General features: G+C 61.0%; 16 protein-coding genes. 3 read left to right on the top strand and 13 right to left on the bottom strand.

Translation table 11 applies throughout. The annotated features are described in order from the left end of the window. Window positions 1–2: 2 nt before the first annotated feature. Complete coding sequence (locus tag J3L12_RS08610) at window positions 3–728, top strand: GntR family transcriptional regulator (protein ID WP_208014643.1); 726 nt, start codon at window positions 3–5, stop codon at window positions 726–728. A gap of 451 nt (window positions 729–1,179) precedes the next feature. On the opposite strand, the gene J3L12_RS08605 is transcribed toward J3L12_RS08610, so the two are convergent. The 10 genes from J3L12_RS08605 to J3L12_RS08560 form a co-directional block, all read right to left on the bottom strand. Further along, window positions 1,180–2,025 (bottom strand): ABC transporter permease, encoded by an 846-nt coding sequence (locus J3L12_RS08605; RefSeq protein WP_208014642.1) that lies wholly within the window; start codon window positions 2,023–2,025, stop codon window positions 1,180–1,182. Next, a complete protein-coding gene (locus J3L12_RS08600; RefSeq protein WP_243455073.1) occupies window positions 2,022–2,975 on the bottom strand; it encodes an ABC transporter permease in 954 nt (317 codons plus the stop codon). Before J3L12_RS08600 ends, J3L12_RS08605 begins: the two co-directional genes overlap by 4 nt. Before the next feature lie 173 nt (window positions 2,976–3,148). After that, on the bottom strand, window positions 3,149–4,657 hold the full coding sequence (locus J3L12_RS08595; protein ID WP_243455072.1) for an ABC transporter substrate-binding protein: 1,509 nt from the start codon (window positions 4,655–4,657) through the stop codon (window positions 3,149–3,151). 207 nt (window positions 4,658–4,864) lie between these two features. Continuing rightward, window positions 4,865–5,470 carry a 3'-5' exonuclease gene (locus tag J3L12_RS08590; RefSeq protein WP_208014641.1) on the bottom strand — a complete coding sequence of 202 codons (606 nt, stop codon included), beginning with the start codon at window positions 5,468–5,470 and terminating at the stop codon, window positions 4,865–4,867. 41 nt (window positions 5,471–5,511) lie between these two features. Next, on the bottom strand, window positions 5,512–7,317 hold the full coding sequence (locus tag J3L12_RS08585; protein ID WP_208014640.1) for a putative nucleotidyltransferase substrate binding domain-containing protein: 1,806 nt from the start codon (window positions 7,315–7,317) through the stop codon (window positions 5,512–5,514). A gap of 4 nt (window positions 7,318–7,321) precedes the next feature. Beyond that, window positions 7,322–7,765, bottom strand: a complete 444-nt coding sequence (locus J3L12_RS08580) for a hypothetical protein (RefSeq protein WP_208014639.1) — start codon at window positions 7,763–7,765, stop codon at window positions 7,322–7,324. 56 nt (window positions 7,766–7,821) lie between these two features. Continuing rightward, a complete protein-coding gene (locus J3L12_RS08575) occupies window positions 7,822–9,549 on the bottom strand; it encodes a sodium:solute symporter family protein (RefSeq protein ID WP_208014638.1) in 1,728 nt (575 codons plus the stop codon). An 11-nt stretch (window positions 9,550–9,560) separates the two neighbouring features. Continuing rightward, complete coding sequence (locus tag J3L12_RS08570; protein WP_208014637.1) at window positions 9,561–9,815, bottom strand: DUF4212 domain-containing protein; 255 nt, start codon at window positions 9,813–9,815, stop codon at window positions 9,561–9,563. 373 nt (window positions 9,816–10,188) lie between these two features. Continuing rightward, entirely contained in the window at window positions 10,189–12,072 is a 1,884-nt protein-coding gene (gene acs, locus J3L12_RS08565) for an acetate--CoA ligase (protein WP_208014636.1), read from the bottom strand. Between the two features lie 116 nt (window positions 12,073–12,188). Further along, window positions 12,189–14,831, bottom strand: a complete 2,643-nt coding sequence (locus tag J3L12_RS08560; protein ID WP_208014635.1) for an AMP-binding protein — start codon at window positions 14,829–14,831, stop codon at window positions 12,189–12,191. A gap of 227 nt (window positions 14,832–15,058) precedes the next feature. On the opposite strand from J3L12_RS08560, the gene acs (J3L12_RS08555) reads away from it, so the two are divergent. Continuing rightward, entirely contained in the window at window positions 15,059–17,005 is a 1,947-nt protein-coding gene (acs, locus tag J3L12_RS08555) for an acetate--CoA ligase (RefSeq protein WP_208014634.1), read from the top strand. Window positions 17,006–17,370: 365 nt separating this feature from the next. Here the strand turns inward: acs (J3L12_RS08555) and prfB are convergent. Together prfB and murA are read right to left on the bottom strand one after the other, a co-directional pair. Beyond that, window positions 17,371–18,469 (bottom strand): peptide chain release factor 2 gene (prfB, locus tag J3L12_RS08550; protein WP_208014633.1). Its coding sequence is split into 2 segments (ribosomal slippage): window positions 17,371–18,417 and window positions 18,419–18,469, totalling 1,098 coding nucleotides; the frame shifts between segments, so codons are not numbered across the junction. Window positions 18,470–18,871: 402 nt separating this feature from the next. Then, the gene (gene murA, locus J3L12_RS08545) at window positions 18,872–20,155 is read right to left on the bottom strand and encodes a UDP-N-acetylglucosamine 1-carboxyvinyltransferase (protein ID WP_208014632.1); all 1,284 of its coding nucleotides are present in this window, start codon (window positions 20,153–20,155) and stop codon (window positions 18,872–18,874) included. A 183-nt stretch (window positions 20,156–20,338) separates the two neighbouring features. Here murA and J3L12_RS08540 point away from each other — a divergent pair, with 183 nt between their 5' ends. Beyond that, the gene (locus J3L12_RS08540) at window positions 20,339–20,560 is read left to right on the top strand and encodes a transcriptional regulator (RefSeq protein WP_208014631.1); all 222 of its coding nucleotides are present in this window, start codon (window positions 20,339–20,341) and stop codon (window positions 20,558–20,560) included. Between the two features lie 153 nt (window positions 20,561–20,713). Here the strand turns inward: J3L12_RS08540 and rsmF are convergent, their stop codons facing one another. Then, complete coding sequence (gene rsmF, locus J3L12_RS08535; protein WP_208014630.1) at window positions 20,714–22,087, bottom strand: 16S rRNA (cytosine(1407)-C(5))-methyltransferase RsmF; 1,374 nt, start codon at window positions 22,085–22,087, stop codon at window positions 20,714–20,716.

Below are 22,087 nucleotides of genomic sequence, written 5' to 3'. Positions count from 1 at the left end.
CTATGCACGCTAAACTTGATATTCATTCGGCCACACCGCTATATCTGCAACTCGAGGCTGTCTTGCGGGAGGCGCTGGCCGCTGATACCTGGAAAGCCGGGGAGGCCATGCCCCCAGAACGAGAACTGGCCAATCGGTTTGGGGTCTCGAGGCTCACCCTTCGCAAAGCGCTGGAGCGCCTCGAGGCCCAGGGTCTGGTGCAGCGCCGGCAGGGATCGGGCACCTACGTAGCCCCCCGCCTCGAGCAGCCCCTCTCTACCCTCACCGGTTTCAGCGAGGACATGCGGGCCCGGGGGCTGGAGCCCAGCGTGCGCTGGCTCAAGCGGGGGTTGTTTACGGCTTCCCCTGAAGAAGTGCTGGCGCTCTCGCTTTCGCCGGGGGAGAAAGTGGCCCGGCTCGAGCGTGTCCGCAGTGTCCAGGGCGAACCCATGGCCGTTGAGCGAGCTGCCCTGCCCGCACATCTGCTGCCCAATCCAGAAGAGGTTCGAGAATCGCTGTATGCTTATCTGGAAAGCAAAGGGTTGCGCCCGGCAAGGGCTTTGCAACGGCTGCGGGCGGTGGCCGCCAGCCGCCATGAGGCTGAACTCCTGGGCATCCGGGCCGATGAACCGGTGCTCTACATCGAGCGGCTGAGCTACCTGGCCGATGGCAGGGTGCTCGAGTTTACTCGCAGCCACTACCGGGGCGACCGCTACGATTTTGTGGCGGAGCTGCGTAGCAATCAGTGATGCCAAATTTGCGTAGATAGCCAGCGTTGAAACGCAAAATGAAGCTCTCATCCAGCGGCACTCCAGGCCCAACTAATACCAACTTTGCGCGTGAGCGGCGCTAAACGCGCCCCTCACTTGCCGCGCCAGGGGACGCGTCCGAGGGACTTGTATATCGCTTTTGGGTCACTTCTGGGCAGATTTGGATAAGGGTGCCGTTGTTGCCCGAATCCAATTCAGTCAAATTCCCAGCTTGCGAGCTGCTCACAAGCTGGGTTAGGAGGAAGGAGGCGGGTTGCGGTTTTAGGGGCCTGTTCCCTAACCCCTGGCCCCGGTTCCCTGTTCGACCGTACCCATGACAGGCAAAGTGTTCAGCCATAGACAAAGGATCGCATCAAGGGTTGGGGGAGCAGGGTACAGCGGCGTTTTCTCACCGGAGGAGAAGGAGAGTAGATTCAGTATGACGCCGGGTTCAATGTCCCCGAAGCCGAGGGTCGAGGGTATCGCGCAGGGTGTCTCCTAGCAAATTGAATCCGAGCGAAGCTACCAGAATGGCCAGCCCAGAGAATACCGAGGTCCAGGGGGAGAGGGTCAGGTAGGCACGGCCCTCAGATAGCATCTGGCCCAGCGATGGGTTGGGGGGTTGGGTTCCCAGCCCTAAAAAAGCCAGCGAGGACTCCACCAGAATGGCGGTGGAGAGGGCCAGGGTGGTTTGCACCAGAATTACCGAGGCCAGATTAGGCAAAATATGCCGCAGTATGATGCGGCGGTTGCCCGCCCCTATGGCCACTGCTGCCTGCACATAATCGGTGTTGCGAACCACCAGGGCCGGGCCTCGGGTCAGACGAGCAAAGGTAGGGATATAGACGATGCCAATTGCCAAAGCCGCATTCCACTGGCTGGGCCCCAACATGGCGATGATGCCAATGGCCAGCAGGATGATCGGGAAGGCCAGGAGCACATCCATGAGGCGCATGACCACGCGGTCGTACCAGCCGCCCACATAGGCTGCTGAGACCCCCAACAAGGTGCCCGCCAGCACCGCAATGAATACCGAACTGAAGGCCACCATCAAGGAGTTGCGAAAGCCAAACAGGATGCGCGACAAAAGGTCGCGCCCAAACTGGTCGGTGCCGAGCCAGTGGGCGCTGGTGGGCCCGGAAAGGCGGGCCAGAATGTCTTGTTCAACAGGGCTGTAGGGCGCCAGGAAAGGGGCGAAAAGAGCGCAAAGTACCACCAGCAAGGTCAGCAGGAGTCCCAACAAACCCAGCGGGTTGCGCAGGAGGGGCCAGAAGGTTTTCTGCCAGGTGAGGCTCATGCGTACTCCACCCGTGGGTCGAGCTTGGCGTAAATCAGGTCTACCAGCAAGTTAATCAGCACAAAAGCCGTGGTGACCAGCAGAATGGCCCCCTGGATCAGGGGGTAGTTGCGTTCGTTGATGGCCCCTAAAATCAGACGACCCATCCCAGGGATGGCAAACACCTGCTCCACCACGATGGCGCCCCCGAACAGGTAGCCCACCTGAATCCCAATAACTGTAACCAGGGGAATCATGGCGTTGCGAAGGGCGTGCTTGTAGAGCACTACCCGCTCGGAGAGCCCCTTAGAGCGGGCGGTGCGGATGTAGTCCTGGTTCAGCACATCCAGGAGTGAAGAGCGTAGTACCCGGCTCAGTCCGGCCAGCATGGGCAGGGAAAGGGTGATGACCGGCAATACCAGCCTGGAAACATGGCCCCAGGGGTCCTGGCTGAAGGGCACATAGCCCAGGCTCTGCCAGCCTGGGGCCAGCTTGAACACCAGAAAGATGAGCAGGGTGCCCAGCCAGAAGGAGGGCAGGGTCACGCCGGTGATGGAAAAGAGCCGGATCAGGTACTCGGCGCTCGAGTTCCGCCAGTACGCCGTGAGTACTCCGACCGGAATGGCCAGTCCGATGGCTATGATGAGGGAGAGGATGGTCAGTTCCAGGGTGATGGGCAAGCGCTGCAAGATTTCTTCGCTGATGGGCCTGCCTGTCCAGATGCTTTGCCCCAGGTCGCCGCGCAGGGCGGCACTGAGCCAGTCCCAGTACTGCACAAAGATGGGCTTGTTCAACCCTAGCTTTTCGCGCAAGGCGGCCAGCCCTTCAGGGGTGATCTCGGTGTTGGCCCCAAGCATGATCTGGACGGCATCGCCGGGGATGAGCCGAATCATCAGGAAGACCAGCACCGAGACCCCAAACAACACAAACAGGAGGTCGAGGGAGCGTTTTACCAGAAAGGAAAGCATCATGAGGAGAACCTAGACCCCAGTGTGGACACCGGCATCAGCAAAAGGCTATGCCCAAACAGCTCGCTATGCGCTTAGGTTGGAGCCCTGCCCTGTGCCCCTGGCATCCCACTTTCGGCCTAAGGCATGGAATCCGCCATTGGGCAATTCTTGCTAAAGCACAAGGCTCGAGCCCTTTACCGGGCCAGCCAGGTATCGCGCAGGTAGATGAGCGACCGGGTGGGAATGGGCTTGAAACCCTGCACGTTTTCGCGGGCGGCGGAGAACAGCGTGCCATAGACCAGGTGAGCGATGGGCCCCTGGCAGGCCAGCTCCACCTGTAAACGGGCGTAGATGGGGCGACGGGCTTCCTCGTTTACGGTGGTGCGGCCCTGGTTGAGCAGGCGGTCTACGGTGGGGTTGGAGAACTTGAAGACATTGGTCGAGCCGCCGGTGGAGAAGGTGCGGAACAGGTAGCCGTCGGGGTCGGCGTTACCGCCATTGATGGAAGCAAACGTGTCGAAGTTGGAGTTGCGCCACTCCTGGATAAACTTGCCTTGCTCCAGGACTTCGACCTTCGCGCGGAAGCCGGCCTGGGCGAGTTGCTGTTGCACCACCTGGGCGGCATCCACCACGGTTTTGTTGGAGCCAATCACAATCATGCCAAAGTCCACGCCATTGGGGTAGCCTGCCTGGGCCAGCAGTTCCCTGGCCCGCGCAGGGTTGGTGTTGTAGCAGGGGAAAGCGCTTGTTGGCGAGGCCCAGGAGCGCAGGCCCAGGGGCCCGGCAGGGGTGCCATTGCCAAAGTAGACCGCCTGGACAATCTGCTGGCGGTTGAGGGCGTAATTGAGGGCCTCGCGCACCCTGGGGTTATCGAAGGGTTTGCGTGAAACATTCATGCCGATCAGGGTGTAGGCCAGATCCTGGGTGGTAATGAGTTTGACATTGGGGGTATTGCGCAGGGTCACGGCCAGCGAGGGGTCAATGTTGGGCAGGAACTGGTAAGTGCCACTGGCCAGCCCGACCTGGCGGGTGGCCGCGTCAGGAACAATGTTGTAGCGCAGGGCATCCAGGTAGGGCCGCCCCTGCCGCCAGTAACGGGGGTGACGCTCGAGCAGGATGTAAGTATCGGGCACCCATTCCTTAAAGGCAAAGGGCCCCGTACCCATGGGCCTGCGCTGCATGTCGTTGCCCGCTTTCACGTAGTCTTCGGACATCACCGCGATACTGGCCAACTCGATAAGCATTGGGGCAAATGGCTGGGAAAGCTCCACTACCAGTTGGGTGGGGGAGGTCGCCCGCACGTCCTTGATCAGGTTGATGCGGCTGGCGATGGGGGAGCCGGTCTTGGGGTCGCGCACGCGGTTGATGGAGAAGGCGATGTCCCCAGCCGTGAGGGGTTTACCGTCGTGGAAGGTGACCCCTGAGCGAATCTTAAAGGTGTAGGTCAGACCGTCCTGGCTTACCGTCCAGGACTCGGCCAGGGCGGGGCGTGGCCGCAGTCGTTCGTCAATTTCGGTCAGACCTTCGTAGATCTGGCCGGTCACGATGAACGAAGCAAAAGCGGTTGCCACGTGGGGATCAAGCCCCGAGGGAGAGGCATCGGCCCCTATTTGCAGGGTTCCGCCCCGTACCGGGGTCTGAGCAAAAGACCACCCCATTGCCAATAACAGGGTGATCAAGAGACTAAACCAGCGACCTTTCATAGCGCCTCCTTGTGAGCTTAGGGCTGCTCAGGTGTATTTTATGCCACAAAACTTTGGTACTCAAGTGGTACAGGTGCCCCACAACATTTATGGCTGGGTATTTATCGCGCTCCTAATAGACCTGCCGCCTGGTTGGGTGGCCACTGTTCTGTCCGGGAGAAAGCTTTCTTGAAGCTGGATGGCTCAAAATGCGTAAAGAGCGCTCTATCAAATCAGCTGCCGTAACGTTCGTGCTTGAAGCTGCTGGCGGAGCACCAGAAAAAGCTCCGCCGTGGCCAGGGCATCCCAAAGCGCGTGGTGTTCCAGATGTCCTGGCAGGCCAAACGCGGTTCTGGCTGCTGCCAGCCCGGTGGGAAAGGGTTTTGCGTGCGGCTCGAGCCTTCGCCGCTGCTCGCCCAGCCGGGCCAGCAAGACCACCGTATCCACTACCACCGGCCTGACCCAGGGTTTGCCGGTGGCGCGGAAGTATCGCTGCAAAAAACTCAAATCCACCGAGCTATAGTGCAGCAGCAGGACATTGTGGCCGATGCGGGTTTTGATTTCCTCGAGCACCTCTTCTAACCCTGGCGCGCTGTCCAGCTCCCCGGGCAGGATGTGATGGGCTCTGATACCTTCGGCAGACAGCGCATCCGGCCTTACCGGACGCACCAGGCTGTAATAGTGTGCGCCAAACTCGATGATGCCGTGGCGAATGGGCACCATGCCCACCGAAAGAATCTGGTCGGAGGTGCTCAGACCACTCGTCTCTAAATCCAGGGCCCAGTAAGTCACTTCGTTCCAGGCAGGGCTTTTGGGGAAAGGCCACAGCTTCATAGAGGTGTAGGGGGCAGCTTGTTTATGCTGCGCTCGAGCGCTCAACCCAGCCGGTCGGTTTGGAAGCGGTGGCTCATGGCTTCCTGCATCTCGCGCACCTGCAAGAAGGCTTCTTTGAGGTGGCGGCGCTCGAGGGGCGATAGGCTTTCTAAGGGCACCTTGTTGCTGGGGGACATGCCCTGACGCAAAGCCCTTAGCTGCTCGCGCAGTCGCAGCCGCATGAGGAAGCTGAAGGCCTCCACCAAAGTCTCGGCGCCTTCTGGGCTGAGTTTGTTCTCGCGGGCGGCGGCCTGTAAGCGCTCGACCGTACCCTTGGCCTGGCTGTGGGCTTCCAGGGCGTAGACCCGGGCCAGGCTCACGATGGGGGCGATGCCGCCCTTCTTGATGTCTACCCCGCCGTCTTCCTCCTTGATCTGGCGAAAAAACCCGATGGGTGGGCGGAATTGGAGCGAGGCCCTGGCAAGCTGGGCCAGGAAGATGCCCTGGTCGGCCCCCTGGGCCACGATGCGCTCGAGCGGTTCCAGGGAGAGATCGCCATGCACAGGGCGGAAATCGAAAAAGATCTGCGCTTCCAGCAGCTCCTGGGGCTTGGGGGTCTCCAGCCAGCGCCTGAAGAGCTGCTCCCACTCGGATAGCGGCTTGCGCCACTGGGTGGCCATGTAGCCCCCAGGACAAGGGGGAAAACCGGCTTGAATCAGCCCCTCGACCACAAAGGCCGCGAGCTGCTCAAAATAGGCTGCTGCCTCAGCGGAGTTTTCAAGGTAGACCAGGGCGTTGTCCTGGTCGGTCAGGAGGGCCTGCTCCATGCGCCCCTCGGAACCAAAGACAATCCAGGCGTATGCGGTGGGGGGCGGGCCGAGCCGCTCCTCGGCTAGCCTGAGCAGGGTGCGGATGAGCTGGTCGTTGAGCGAGCTCACGCTACGCCCAATCTCGCTGGCGCCCAGCCCCCCCAGGAGCAGCGATTCGGCCACGCCGGTCAGTTCTTTGCCATAACCCACCAGGTCGCCTGGGTTACGGGTGCGCTCGAGCCGCCTCAGCAGATAAAGGGGGCTTTTGGTTTGCTGGCGCATGAAGACGGTGTCGGTAATCAGCCCGATAATCTGCCCGTCTTGCTCCAGGGGCAGGTGATGAATCCCCTGACGTACCATAAACGAAAGGGCTTCAAAGAGCGGGGTGCTCGCGGGCAGGGTCTTGACCGGGGCGCTCATGACCTCCTCGAGCGGGGTTTCGGGCCCCTTGCCTGCAGCCAGTACCCGGTTACGCAGGTCGCGGTCGGTCAGGATGCCGGTGGGTTCGCCCTCGACCAGCACCGAGCTGATCTGGTGGCTTCGCATGACCTGGGCCGCTTCACCAATGGTAAAGGAGCGGGGCACAAATACCGGGGGCCGGGTGATCAGCTCCCCGACCGGCAGGGCCAGATCCACGTTGACCATGCCCAGCCCTTCGACCCGTGTGGAGAGCCGCAGGCGTTCAGCCAGTCCCCTGGTAAAAAACTCCGCAAAGGCCGGGTATTCCAGCAGCTTCTGAAAAACTTCCCTGGGCCAGCGATACACCAGCAGGTCTTCCTCGGCTACCACGTCAAAGGCAGGGGCATCCTGCGATAAGAGCGACGGGTAGCCAAAAACCTCCCCTTCTTCCAGATGCAAGACGGGTTGACCCTCGCGCTCGAGGCGTGCCCCCCCTTTGCGGATCAGATACAGGTGCTGGCTCTTGGGGCCGCTGCGCTCGAGAACTTTGCTGCCCCGAGGGAAAAAGGTAATCTCCAGACCGCGTTCCACCAGAGGCAGGGCTTTGTCCGGCAAGAGGTGGAAAGGCGCGTGTTCTCGTACAAATTCAACTGGATTCACAGCCTTATTTTGCCGATTTTGCCGGGGAGTTTTGCCCCTCTTCCGGCAGACGAACAATCAGACCGGAACCAAGCCAGGCCGAAAGGGGCAGAATGATGCTCAAGGCCTGGTTGGCTCCGGAAAACACCTGTAAAGTGTAGCCAAACAGCAAAGCCGGCAGCAACAAAAAGAAGATTCTAAAAATGCGCTCGAGGCCGGGTTTGGGGGGGAGTGGCCAGAATCGGGAAAAAATCAGCCCTAGCAAGCCGCCCAGCAGCACTGCCGAGGCAATCCGCAAGAGGTCAAAGGGCGTGGGGAAGGGCCAGCCGGTCAGGTAGTGGCCGACCACATAAAACAAAAATAAAAAACCTGAAATCCCCACCATCAGCCTCAGAAAGCGTGGCGTGAGGTTTGGCGGCACAAACACATTGCTTGGTTTATGGGTCTCTGCGTTCTTGCTGGTAGCCATATAGCGATATTACCCAAATAAAGGGGGTGGGCGTGAAGCCCACCCCCAGGGCTCTTCTAGTGGTAGTGCGCGTCCTTGGCGCCGCGTGGAATCCGTACCGACTCCACCAGCTCCTGCACATCTTTGGGAGGTTCGGGGGTCATGCGAGAGACAAAGTAGGTGATCACAAAGTTCAGAACCATGCCCACCGTGCCAATGCCCTCGGGGCTTACATTAAAGAACCAGCGGGGCATGCCGAAATAGCTGGTTCCAATGATGTATGTTGCGGTGAATACCAACCCTACAATCATCCCAGCGATGGCTCCTTCTCGAGTGGTGCGTTTATCGAACACCCCCAGCAGGATGGCTGGAAAGAAGCTACTAGCTGCCAGCCCGAAAGCAAAAGCCACTAGCTGAGCGATGAATCCCGGTGGATTCTGCCCAAAGTACCCTGCTATTAACACCGCCAGCAGAATACCAATACGAGCAATCAGCAAGCGCTGAGCCTCGGATGCCCTGGGGTTGATGATGCGGTAGTACAGGTCGTGGGAGAGCGCTGAGGAGATCACGATCAGGAGCCCTGACGCGGTCGAGAGCGCAGCCGCCAAACCTCCTGCCGCCACCAGGGCAATAATGATGGGCGCAAGTTTGGCCACTTCCGGGGTGGACAGCACAATGATGTCGTTGTTGATGAAGACCTCGTTTTTGCTCTTCTCGTTGGGGCTGTTGAAGTCAGGCCGGTTTGTGCCCGGGATCAGGTTGAAAGCACGGCCTGGAGCAACGGCAATTTTGCCATCGCCGTCTTTGTCCACAAATTGCAACAGTTTGGTCTTCTCCCACTTGGCTACCCAGTCAATCTGGCGAACCTCCTCGATACTTTTACCGTTGAGGGTTTGAATCAGGTTGTAACGGGCAAAGACCGAAACCGCTGGCGCGGTGGTATACAGCAAGGCGATGAACAGCAGTGCCCAGCCAGCCGAGGCCCGCGCATCTTTCACTGTAGGTACGGTGTAAAAGCGGATAATCACATGCGGCAGCCCTGCCGTGCCAAACATCAAGCAGGCCGTGATGAGCAGGATGTTCAGCATGTCGAAGCTCTGGAAGGGCTGGGTGTACTGGGTGAAACCCAGGTCAACCTGGATTTTGTTGAGCCGCTCGGTAATGTCGCTGAAGGTAAGGGCAAGCTGGGGGATGGGGTTCCCGGTGAGGATGCTGGCAATAGCGAAAGCGGGGATCAGGTAGGCGATAATCAGCACCGTGTACTGAGCGGCTTGCGTCCAGGTAATGCCCTTCATACCGCCAATGACCGCAAAAAGCGCCGTTACGGCGACGCCGATCCACAGCCCGGTGGTGTTGGGAACCTGCAAATAGCGAGCAAAAACCGTTCCGACCCCCACCAGCTGGGGAATCACATAGACGAAGGAGACAAACACAGCTGCCACTACGGCTACGATCCGCGCAGTTTGCGAGTAATACCGGTCGCCCACGAAGTCCGGCACGGTGAACTTGCCAAACTTACGCAGATAGGGGGCCAACAGCAAGGCCAGCAGCACGTAGCCGCCGGTCCAGCCCATCAGGTAGATGGCGCCGTCGTAGCCCAGGGTAGAGATGAGTCCGGCCATCGAGATGAAGCTCGCAGCGCTCATCCAGTCGGCGGCGGTGGCCATGCCGTTGGCAACAGGGGGAACGCCCCGCCCTGCCACATAAAAACCCTCGGTTTCGCGTACCCGGGCCCAGATGCCGATGCCGATATAGAGCCCAAAAGTGAGGAGAACTACGATCCAGGTCCAAAGTTCAACGCTCATGCCATCGCCTCCTATTCGTGCACGTCGAACTGCTGGTCAATCTTGTTCATCTGCGCCGCGTAGATAAAGATCAGGATGACGAAGATGATGATGGCCCCCTGATGGGCAAACCAGAAGCCCAGTGGGAGGGCGCCAAGTTTTATATTGTTCAGAAACTGAACCAACACAATCCCGAAGCCGTATGAAACCACTGCCCATACGATGAGCAGGTTACGGATCAGGCTGATGTTGGCCCTCCAGTACGCCTCGGCCTTCGCTTTGTCCATACCTCTTCCTCCATGTAACACAAGTCCGGCCACCAGTGCCGTTAGGGTGGTCGCTTAAGCGCATTTCAGACTTGCGCCATGAATCTAACATCGAGATTGTGTCCTGGCAAGTTATTTGCAGATTTTGGATATCTGCGAAAAACGGCGCATTTATTTGTAGCATGAGCAGGTTCGCAATCCACCATTAGGTGAAAAAGCCAAATGGGAATACGCTCTGGAGCCGCACATGCAGCTTTGCGAATCGCCTACTGCGCTTGGCATTTGGCCCATGTTTCATCCGAATTTGGCAGATTTTCTAAATGAAGTGATCTGAAGTTTGGCGAGAGCGGGAGGGCTTTTTGATGAAGTCATAAGATCGGCTTATGAAAGTAGTTTATTCTTCCAGAGTACTCAAATCGCCGGGGTCGCGCCCCATTTCCTGGGCTTTGAGCAAGCGCCGGAGGATTTTCCCGCTGCGAGTCTTGGGGAGCTTGTCCAGGAAGACCAGCTCACTCGGGGTGGCGATGGGGCCTAGCTCGAGGCGCACATGCTGTACGATTTCGTTTTTGAGCGCCTCGGCTTTTTCACGTCCCACCCGAAGTACCACAAAGGCCTTGATGTTTTCACCCTTGATGGGGTCGGGCACGCCAATCACGGCGGCCTCGGCCACCGCAGGATGCGAGACCAGCGCGCTCTCCACATCTGCCGTGCCAATCCGGTGACCGGCCACGTTGAGCACGTCGTCGGCGCGGCCCAGCACGGCAAAGTAGCCCTCGGCGGTTTTGCTGGCCACGTCGCCTGCGGCGTACACGTTCCCCGGGATTTCCGTCCAGTACTGGGTATAGCGGGCATGGTTGCCCCAGACGGTGCGCATCATGTGGGGAAAAGGACGCTTGAGGGCCAGCAAACCCCCCGTTCCGGGGGCTACCTCATTGCCGTCGGCATCCACCACCGCTGCTTCCACACCGGGGAGGGGCACCCCCACAAAGCCGGGCTTGCCTGGCAGGGACAGCGGCGTACCCAGCGTGGGGCCGCCCAACTCGGTCTGCCACCAGTTGTCGGCCACAAAACCGCGCTGGCCGCCCTCCATCAGGTGCTCGACAGCCCACTGCCAGGCCTCGGGGTTGAGGGGCTCACCCGCCACGCCAATAAAACGCAGTGAAGAGAGGTCGTGCCGAGCGGGCCACTCGGGGCCAAACTTCATGAACATGCGTACTGCGGTGGGGGCGGTGAACATCACATTCACCCGGTAGCGCTCCACCGCTTGCCAGAGGGCCGCAGGGCTGGGATAATCGGGCGCACCTTCGCGCAGGATGCTGGTAATGCCCAAAAGCAGCGGCGCATATACAATGTAGCTGTGCCCCACAATCCAGCCGATGTCCGAGGTAGCCCAGTAGACATCGGTGTCCTTCACGTCGAAAAACGTGCGCAGGTGGTAAGCGGTGCCCACCATGTAGCCCCCGTGCACGTGCACCACCCCCTTGGGTTTGCCGGTGGAGCCGGAGGTGTAAAGGATAAACAGAGGGTGTTCGCTGTCCAGGGGAACGGCCTCGGCTTCGGGCTTGTGCGACCAGAGTAACTGGTTGAAATCGTGGAAGCGCGGCCCCTCGGGGGCCGCCTTGCTACGGCTGAACCAGACCGTATGTATGTCCAGGTCTTCGATGGCCTGCAGCACGATGGATTCCAGATCCACGGGCTTGCCCCGGCGGTAGCTGACATCCCCGGCAATGACCAGCCTGGCCCCGGCATCCATAATGCGCTCGCGTAGCGCCGAAACCCCCAAACCCGCGTACACCACCGAGTGGATGGCCCCAATGCGGGCGCAGGCCAGCATGGAGATGATCCCCTCGAGGGTCAGGGGCATGTAGATAATCACCCGGTCACCCTGCTTGACCCCCAGGCTCCGCAGGGCTGTGGCAAACCGGGCCACCCGATCCAGCAGCTCGCCGTAGGTGAGCTTCTGCTCGCTGCCGTCCTCCCCCAGGTACAAAAGGGCCACCTGGTTGCGCTTGGCGCCCTGGGCGTGGCGGTCGAGGGCGTTGTAGGTGATGTTGGTCTGGCCGCCCACAAACCACTGATGATCCGGGAAGTTCCACTGAAGCACTTTGCCGAAGGGCTGGAACCAGTGAAACTGCCGGGCCTGCTCTGCCCAGAAGGCCTCGGGGTCTTGCAGGCTGCGCCTGTATTCGGCCCAGAAGTCGGGAACATTGGCATTTTGGCGTAGAGTGGCAGGGGCTTCGTAGCTGACCTTGGATTTTAGTAGTTGCTCGAGTTCCATGGGGCCTCCTGAGGGGTTTATCTTGGCAGTGGGAGAGAGGGGCAAATGCTGTTTGGGAGCATTTCAGGGGCAGCACGGGTAGTGCGGAGAGGCTTTATACGTACTCGGGAATGCCTTCATGGTTCTAGCGTAGAGAGATCGCCCGGATCGGCCCCCAGCTCCTGGGCCTTGAGCAGCCGGCGGAGGATTTTGCCGCTCTTGGTTCGTGGCAACTGGTCAATGATTTCGACCTCGGTGGGCAGGCTGATGTTGCCAAGCTGTCGTCTGAGGTGGCTCGAGAGCTTGGCGGCCAGTATTTCGCGTACCTGGGGGCTGGCCTCACGGGTTTTGAGCACCACATAAACCTTGATCACCTCACCCTGCTCGGGATGGGCTATTCCCACGGCAGCCGCCTCGGCCACTGCCGGATGGGCCAGCATGGCTCCTTCGATTTCCGCTGTGCCGATGCGAAGCTCCCCGGCCTTGATCACATCATCCGAACGCCCCAGCAGGGCCATATACCCCTCGCTGTCCTGCACGGCGATGTCGCCCGTGGCGTAGCAGCCGGGAATGCGGCTCCACTGCTCGGCGTAGCGCTCGGGGTTGTTCCAGAAGGTTCGCATGAAGTGGGGGAAGGGCTTGCAGATGACCAGGTGCCCCTTCTGACCCGGCGGCAACTCGCGCCCCTGTGCGTCAACGACCCGCATCTCGACCCCCGGCAAAGGGAAACCGGCCTTGCCCGGCTTGGCCGGCATACAGACCGGGGTGGAAAGACAGGGCCCGCCGGTCTCGGTCTGCCACCAGTTGTCCACTACGTGGGCCAGATTCCTGGCGGCCCAGTGCCAGACCTCGGGGGCCAGATACTCGCCCACGCTGGCCACCAGGCGCAGGTCGGAGAGCCGGGCGTTCTGAGCCCATTCGTCGCCATGCTTGCGCAGGGTGCGTAGCCAGGTGGGGCTGATGATGAGCACATTGACCCCGCACTCTTCCAGGGTCTCGTAGAACCCGCTGGGGTCGGGGTAGTCCAGCCGTTCGGCCCGCAGCACGGTGGTTAGCCCTTCGAGCAGGGGCGCATACAGGCCGTAGCTGTGCCCCACAATCCAGGAGAGGTCGGCGGTGGCCCAGGAGATGTCGCCCTCTTTGAGGTCAAACAGGGTTCGCAGGTGGTAGGTGATGCCTACCATGTAGCCCCCGTGCACATGCACCACCCCTTTGGGCTTCCCGGTAGAGCCAGAGGTGTAGAGAATGAAAAGCGGGTGCTCGCTGTCTACCGGTAGGGCGGGGGTGGTGGGCCGGTGAGCCTCGATCAGGTTCCAGAACTCGAGGGGCCGGTAAGTATCTCCACGGCTGAACCAGAGCACCGGCAGCTCCAGACCCTGGGTAGCCTCCTCAATCAAAGGGGTGAAAGAAAGGGTGCGCCCGCCCTGGTACATCCGGTCGGCGGCCACCAGCAAGCGGGCCCCGGTGTCCTGCAAGCGTTCGCGCAGAGCCTGGCTCCCCAAACCTGCAGGAACCGCCACGTGCACCGCCCCGATGCGGGCGCAAGCCAGAAAAGTCAGGGCCATTTCCAGACCCGTTGGCATGTAGACGGCCACCCGGTCGCCGGGCTGAATGCCCAGTGAAAGCAGTCCACCGGCCAGGCGGGCGGTCAGGTCGCGCAGCTCCCGGTAGGTTAGTTTGTGTACCGTACCATCACCTGCCAGCGCGATCAGGGCCAGCTGGTTGCGTCTGGGGCCATCGGCGTGGCGATCCAGGGCGTTGTAGGCAATGTTGGTCTTTGCGCCCACAAACCAGCGGTGGTGCGGCAGATTGAGCTCCCGCACCTGCTTCCAGGGGCTGAACCAGTGAAAGCGCTGGGCCCACGCGCCCCAGAAAGCCTCGGGGTTCTCGAGGCTCCGCCGGTACTCGGCGGGGTAGTCCTGCAGGTTGGCGTTTTGCACCAGCGGCCTGGGCGGCCATATGGCCTGCTCCTCGCTCGAGGAACCCAGGCAGGGAGGCTCCTGGGGCGGCAGGGGCTGGGGCTCGGCCGGTGGGGCTGGCTCGGCCCTGGGATGGCTCGAGGCTGCCCGGGCCACCTCCTGCACGGCCTGAACCAGCCGGGTGAAGGCATAGGGAAACCGCCTCGAGGGCACCACCACCCCGAAAGCCCCTACCACCTGCCCGTCCTTGCCGAAGATGGGCGCGGCCAGGCCCGAGATGCCGTCGGTGTGCTCTTCAATCTCCACCGCAAAGCCCATCTGGCGCACCTTGGTCAGTTCTTCCTCGAGGGTCAGGGGGTCGGTGATGGTTAGGCGGGTAAATGCTTTCAGGTTTTGTAAATGGGTTGCCTGGTCTTCAGCCTCCAGAAAGGCCAGCACGGCCTTGCCCATGGCCAGGGCGTGGAAGCCCTCGGAAACCTGGTCGTCTATCCCGGCCAGCTTGGGTAAACCCTGTCGGCCCCGGGTGGTCAGGCGCAGCTTACCTTCGGGGGTTAGCTGGGCCAGGTAGGTTCGCTCGCGGGTGCGAAGGTACAGCTCCTCGAGCGCATCGGATAGCTTTTCGGGCTCGGCCAACGGGGTGCGGCTCGGGGCCAGGGCGTTTTTAGAGAGCCGATAAGCGCTGCCATCCCGTTCGGCGAAACCTTCCGAGACCAGACTGGCCAGGAGCGCATAAGCAGTCGAGAGGCTCTTGCCCAGAAAGGCCGCAAGCTGCGGGGCCTCGACGCCTTCTGGGTGCTGAGCCAGGTAGGCCAGCACGCGCAGCGCAGCCTGAACAGTGGTGAGTTTGCGACTTTGTGCCATAAACCTCCAGAAGAACGGAAGCTGCATATCTCGATAGAGCGGCCTGAAAATTGTAGTTGGCGCTATTGTGGCGGGGTGTTCACAGGCTGTCAAGTAACCGACAAATTCCTACCATTTCCAAACCAGGTTTTTTCTTGACGGGCTGTGCTCATAAGCCTATGCTCACCGTAAAAAGGTCAGCCCAGACCAGATGTCAGGTTTGTTTCTCGCTGCCAGAAAGGAATACCATGGAAAAAATTGAAACCGTCTTGAAAGAAGACCGGGTCTTTGAACCCTCCGAAGCCTTCAAACGTTCGGCCCGCATCAACCAGCTCGAGGCCTACGAAGCCCTCTACCGCGAGAGCCTCGAGCAACCCGAGCAGTTTTGGAGCCGGGTGGCCTCCGAGCTACACTGGTTCAAACCGTGGGATAAGGTGCTCGAGTGGAACCCCCCCAACGCCAAGTGGTTTATCGGCGGCAAAACCAACCTCTCTTATAACTGCCTGGATCGGCACCTGGCCGAGAGGGGCAACAAAGCCGCCATCATCTTCGAGGGGGAGCCGGGCGACTCGCGCATCCTGACCTACCAGCAGCTCCACCGCGAGGTGAGCAAGTTTGCCAACGTGCTCAAGGGGCTGGGGGTACAGAAAGGCGACCGCGTCACCATCTACCTGCCCATGATCCCCGAGGCTGCCATCGCCATGCTGGCCTGTGCCCGCATTGGCGCGGTGCACTCGGTGGTGTTTGGGGGCTTTTCGGCTTCGGCCCTGGCCGACCGCATCAACGATGCCCAGGCCAAGGTGCTCATTACCGCCGACGGCGGCTGGCGGCGCGGGAGTGTGGTGACCCTTAAGGCCAACAGCGACGAGGCCCTGGCGGACGCCCAGTCCATCGAGAACGTGGTGGTAGTGAAGCGCTGCGGCAACGAGGTACACATGGAGCCGGGCCGCGACCACTGGTACCACGAGCTCATGGTCAACGCCTCCCCGGACTGCCCGCCCGAGCCCATGGACGCCGAAGACCCACTTTTTATCCTCTATACCTCGGGTTCCACCGGTAAGCCCAAGGGGGTGCTGCACACCACCGGCGGCTACTCGGTCTACACCTACCTGACCGCCCAGTACATCTTCGACCTCAAAGACACCGACACCTACTTCTGCACCGCCGACGTGGGCTGGATTACCGGCCACAGCTATGTGGTGTACGGCCTCTTGCAAAACGGGGCCACCACCCTCATGTACGAAGGGGCCCCCAACGCCCCGGATGAGGGCCGCATCTGGAGCATCATCGAGAAATACAGCGTGAGCATCCTCTACACCGCCCCCACCGCTATCCGCGCCTTCATGAAGTGGGGCGAGCAGTGGCCCCTCAAGTACAACCTTAGTAGCCTTCGCCTGTTGGGCTCGGTGGGGGAGCCCATCAACCCCGAAGCCTGGCTGTGGTACTACAAGGTGATCGGCAAGGAGCGCTGCCCCATTGTGGACACCTGGTGGCAGACCGAGACCGGCGGCATCATGATTACCACCCTGCCCGGGGTGCACCCCATGAAGCCCGGCCACGCCGGCAAGCCCTTTTTTGGCGTGCAGCCCGAAATCGTGGACACCACCGGCCAGCCCGTGAACAACCCCGATGAGGGCGGGCACCTGATCATCCAGAAACCCTGGCCCTCTATGCTACGCACCGTCTGGGGCGACCCCGAGCGCTTCGAGCGGCAGTATTTTGCCCAGTACCCCGGCAACTACTTCACCGGCGACGGGGCCCGGCGCGATGCGGACGGCTATCACCTGATTCTGGGCCGGGTGGACGACGTGCTCAATGTTTCGGGCCACCGCCTGGGCACCATGGAGGTGGAGAGCGCCCTGGTCTCGCACCCTGCTGTGGCCGAGGCCGCGGTGGTGGGCCGCCCAGACCCCCTCAAGGGCGAGGGGATTGTGGCCTTTGTAACCCTTAAAACCGGCCAGACCCCCAGCGCCGAACTGGCCAAGGAACTCAAGGCCCACGTGGTCAAGGCCATCGGCGCCATTGCCCGCCCCGACGAGATCCGCCTGACCGACGCCCTGCCCAAGACCCGCTCGGGCAAGATCATGCGCCGCCTGCTGCGGCAGGTGGCCTCGGGCGAAGAAATTAAGGGTGACACCAGCACCTTAGAGGATCGGGCGGTGGTGGAGCGGCTTAAAGCAACGCCTGCACAATAAACCGTTTTGGCCGCATTGGCCATCAAGATTTCTGAGGGCTTGTCGCAGGCTTCTTAGATGTTGCCGCCCCTGCGGACGACAATTATCTTGTTTGGAATCCAGGATTCTTGATCTCTGAGCGGCTCAATCTTTGTAACGAACTTTTGGGCGGCAAAAAACTGCTTTGAGCTGGTTTTTGCCGCTCGAGGATCGCTGGGTTGTTCTCGAGAACCGCTCTTGCCAAGTCTATATCGCTACACCCAACGGGCAGACCTCGGAGTACTGCGCCCATGGTGGTGCTGCTTGATAGGCCCCGATTGATAAACACAGGCTCAACAAGACAGCTTTTCTCTGGTTGGGTAGGGTTGCCTGTACAGCAACCTTTTCTACTCTTCCTCGACTGCAGCAACCGTTTCTCTACGCCCGGCTTTCCACTCGAGCCCAGCCCAGATCAGGCTTTCCAGATCGCCGTCCAGCACGTTTTCGGGGTCGTGGCGCATCTCGCCGGTGCGATGGTCTTTGATGTACTGCTTGTCCAGCACGTAGCTCCGGATCTGGCTGCCCCACTCGATGGGGCGGCTTTCGCCCTTGAGCCGGGCCAGCTCTTCCTGCTTTTTCCTGTATTCAATCTCGAAGAGCTTGGAGCGCAGGATGTTCATGGCCATCTCTTTGTTTTTTTGCTGGCTGCGGGTCACCTGGCACTTCACGATGATGCCGGTGGGCAGGTGTACGACGCGCACCGCCGAGTCGGTGGTGTTTACCCCCTGGCCGCCCTTGCCCTGGGAGCGCATTACGTCGATGCGAAGGTCTTCGGGGGCAATCTGGATGTCCACCGATTCGTCTACCTCGGGCATCACCTCAACTGCGGCGAAACTGGTCTGGCGTTTGCCCTGGGCATTGAAGGGGGAGGGCCGCACCAGACGGTGTACCCCGGCCTCGGGGGACATCAGTCCGAAGGCGTTTTCGCCGCGCACGATGAACTGTGCGTAGTCAATGCCGGCCTCGGCCCCCGGCTCCAGGTCGATCAGCTCCAGGGTAAAACCGTGGCGCTCGGCGAAGCGGGTGTACATGCGGTAGAGCATCTGGGCCCAGTCGCAGGCTTCGGTGCCCCCTGCGCCGGGTTTGATGGTTACGATGGCGGCGTTTTCGGCGTAAGGGAAGGAGAGCAGGGTCTGGTGGTAGAGATCCTCCAGCTCGCGCCCGGCTTGCTCGAGCTCGGGCTGCATCTGCTCCCGCTCTTCGGCCATAAGCTCCGGCCAGAGTTCCAGCATCCCTTGCAAATCGGACTCCAGGCGCTTGAACCCCTCCACCACCTTGCGCAGCCGGGCCGACTCCTGCGAGACCTTGCGGGCGTGGGCCGGGTCGTCCCAGAGGTGGGGGTCGTTGATTTGTTGCTCGAGTTCGCTCAGGCGGGCTTCTTTGCCGGCGATGTCAAAGATACCCCCGGAGGGCCTCGAGCCGGTGTTGTAGGGTCTGCAAATCCATAGCACTTGAGTCTAGGGTTTCTGGGCCTCTACGTCAAACGCCTGAGGTGCCCAGATAGGCTCTTATCATTTACCTGGATATGGTTGTTTCAACCCCTCACCCGGCGACAGCGGTTACCGCGAGAATAGTTTTATTTGGCAAAAGGAGCACCAAACTTGCAGGCGCTGTCGCCACCCTCTCCCGCAAGGGGAGAGGGAAAGGGGAAAACGATAAAAGCCTGGGCGCCCAGATGCTGACCATGGGTAAAAGGCGCTACCAAAGCGGCTCCGAATTTGCCAAACTCATTTGCAAAACCCACACTATCGTGCTCTTCGCAGACGTGGCCGGTTTCCAGGCGGCCACAGTCCTGTCCAGGACAAAGCTATTTTGATGTTGGATGGCTCAAAATGCCTGAAGGGTGTTTCAGTCAGCCGCTAAAGCCAGCTCGGGTGCCTGTACGCCCACCTGCGCGCCCAGGCTCCGCAGGCGGTTTTCGATGTCGTCGTAACCCCGCTCAATGTACTGCATACCGGCGATGTGGCTCTCGCCCTCGGCGGCCAGCGCGGCAATGATCAGCCCCCCACCCGCGCGAATATCGCGGGCTTCAACGGCGGCTCCGGTCAGGTGACGCCCCTGGATCATCAGGGTGCGCTCTCTCAGGGTTATCTCGGCGCCCATGCGGGCAAGCTCGCTGGCATGGGTAAAGCGATCCGGATAGACCCGGTCGGAAACCAGCGAGGTGCCGTGTACGGTGGCCAGATACGCTGTGGCGGGGGGTTGCAGGTCGGTAATGAAGCCGGGATACTCGCGGGCCTCGATGTTGAAGGGCTGGGGGTGGGCAGTGGACTCCAGGCGGATCCAGTCCTTGCCGGTGGTGATGTGGTGGCCCGACTGGATTAGCTTGTCCAGGACGGCATCCATGTGGAAAGGCTCCACGTTGGTGAGGGTGATGGAGCCCCGGGTGGCGGCGGCTGCAAACAGGTAAGTACCCGCTTCGATTCGGTCGGGGATCACGCTGTAGCGCACCCCGCGCAGGCTGGGCTTACCCTTAATGTGCAGGATGCTGCTGCCAATCCCTTTGATTTCAGCACCCATCCGGGTCAGGAAGTTGCACAGGTCTACAATCTCGGGCTCCTGCGGGGTGTTGACCAGCACCGCCTCGCCCCCTAAAGCGGCAGCCATCAGGGCCTGCTCGGTACCGCCCAGGGTAGGGAGGTCGTAAACCACCCGGCCCGAGGCGGGTTTATGCCGCCTGGCGGTGTAGGCCACGCCCTGGTCGGTGACCTCGGTGCTGACCTCAAAGCCGAGGGCACGCAGGGCCTTGATATGCTGGTCTACCGGGCGCTCGGCAAAATTGCAGCCCCCCGGCAGGGGTACGGTTCCCTCACCGGCCCTGGCGGCCAGAGCGCCAAGCACATTGAAGCTGGCCCGCATTTTGCTGACGAGCTCGAGGGGAGCCTGGGTGGAGAGAATTTCGGGGGTGTGCAGGTGCAGGGTGCGGCCCTCCCAGGCGTGGCGGGTGCCCAGGTGCCCTAGAAGCTCGAGTAAAACGTCAATATCCCGCAGGCGTGGAACCTCGGTTAGGGTAACCGGCTCGTCGGTGAGCAGGCTGGCGGCCATGAGCTTTAGAGCGGAATTTTTTGCTGGGAAAATGCGAAGTTCGCCGCTAAGGGGGATTCCGCCGCGAATAATTAGGGTTCGATCCATACGAGGGCTCATCTCCTGGCTACCATCGAGTATCCTTGAGCAACTTACACATGATACTCACTATGAGCATAGTAAGTTAGAATCGTATTGTCAAGCACAAATGTAACGTGCTAAAGTTTAGTCAGAAACGCATACGAGTATTCTACCGTTACCATACTCGTACTGCCCCAACGTATATCGGTTATGCCCAAAAAAGAAAAAAAGCGTTTGCAGGTAGTTATCAGCGATGATCAGGACGCGCTCCTGACCAGGCTGGCCTACGAGCTATCCAGCCCCGAGCAACTGGTTTCCAAGTCCGAGGTGGTGCGCCTGGCCATCGAAAAACTGGCCGATGGGATGGAAGAGGGTCAGCAGAAGGCGCAGCTCAAGGAGCTATTGAAGCGGCTCGAGGCTGAAGAAGAGTGAGCTTACACCAACTTTGGGAACCAGCTTTCAACCATACACAAGGCGGGCGTTGGTGGTAGGAGGTGGGTGGTGGCCTGCAACCGCTGTCCCCTGCTCCCTGCCTCACGGCTCCTACTGTGTTGAAAGCGTTCGACCAAAGGCGGTTCTCACCCATCACAGCCCGACTTTCCCAGGGCGCAGCACCCCGCCCTTGAGCCGTCCCCAGCCCAGGCCAAAGGCTCCTACCGGCGTCTGGAGCGTAACCAGATACCAGCCTTCCGAACCTTCGGCGGGGATAGGCTGGCCCAGGGCAAAGGGTATACCTCGAGGGTCATCGACATCTATGGCCAGCGTTTTTTTCACCTGGCTGGGCTGAAGGTAGTGCGCGAGGGGTTTGCCCGGCAAGAACCGGCCTGAATCCTTACGCTGACCCACCCGTGCTTCCCCCAGGTAGAGCCCCGGCGCAGGGGCCTTGATGCCCGCCAGGCTGGGCAGCCCAGGCGGCAGCAGGTAGAGGTGACCGGCGCGCTCCATGATTTCCCCCGTAAGGCTCACGCGCAAATGTTCCTCACTCCAGGCTTGCCATAGCGCCCGTGTCTCGCGGGACAGGGGCGGCACGCGCTCGAGCGCGGGGTTGCTTTCATGGCCCTCGGTTTTGCGGAGCCTGGCCAGAAAATGCCCCTCCCCCCGCAAAAGGTGGGGCCACAGCCGGGCAGTTTTGGCCAGGGCCGGGTTGCCATCGCCCCAGGCCGGAACCCCCGGTGCGAAAGCGGGGTGGATGCGGGCGTCCTCGAGTTCCCAGCCCGGACTGCGCAGGAATTCCGCAATCACCTGCTCGTTTTCCTCGGGGGCAAAGGTGCAGGTAGAGTAGACCAGCACGCCCCCCGGACGCACCAGGTCTCCGGCGGCAGCGAGCAGGCTTTTTTGCACCCGCGCGGCCCGCGCCGGAGCCCCCGGCCCCCAGTGGCGCACCACCTCGGGGTCCTTGCGGAACATCCCTTCGCCCGAGCAGGGCGCATCCAGCACCACCCTGTCGAAGTAGGCGCCCCACTGCTGGGCCAGTTTCTCGACAGATGTCGAGACTACCGCCAGACAGGCCCCCCAGCGCTCCACGTTTTCTAAGAGCCCGCGGACGCGGCTGCTATCAATTTCGTTGGACACCAGCAGCCCCTTTCCCTGCATCCTTGCGGCCAGATGGGTGGTTTTGCCGCCGGGGGCGGCGGCCAGGTCGAGCACCCGTTCCCCTGGCTGGGGGTCGGCCAGCATCCCCACGGCCTGGGCCGAAGGTTCCTGGATGTAGTAGAGCCCGGCATAGTAGAACGGATGAGGCCCCGGACGGGCCTCGGTGGGGTAGTAGAAGCCCTCGGGCGACCAGGGAATGGGCTCCAGCGGCCAGGGGCTTATCTGTAAAAGCTGTTCGGGGGTCAGTTTGAGGGTATTTACCCGCAGGCCATAGCTGCGGTCGGCGCCGGTGAGGGCTTGCAGGAAGCGGGGAAAATCCTCGCCGAGCAGGTCGGCCATGCGGGACAGAAAGGCTCTGGGCAGCAC

Source organism: Meiothermus sp. CFH 77666, assembly GCF_017497985.1.
In the GTDB taxonomy this organism is placed as follows: domain Bacteria; phylum Deinococcota; class Deinococci; order Deinococcales; family Thermaceae; genus Meiothermus.
The sequence above is the reverse complement of the archived record's forward strand: the minus strand, read 5'-3'. Positions and strand labels throughout refer to the sequence as shown.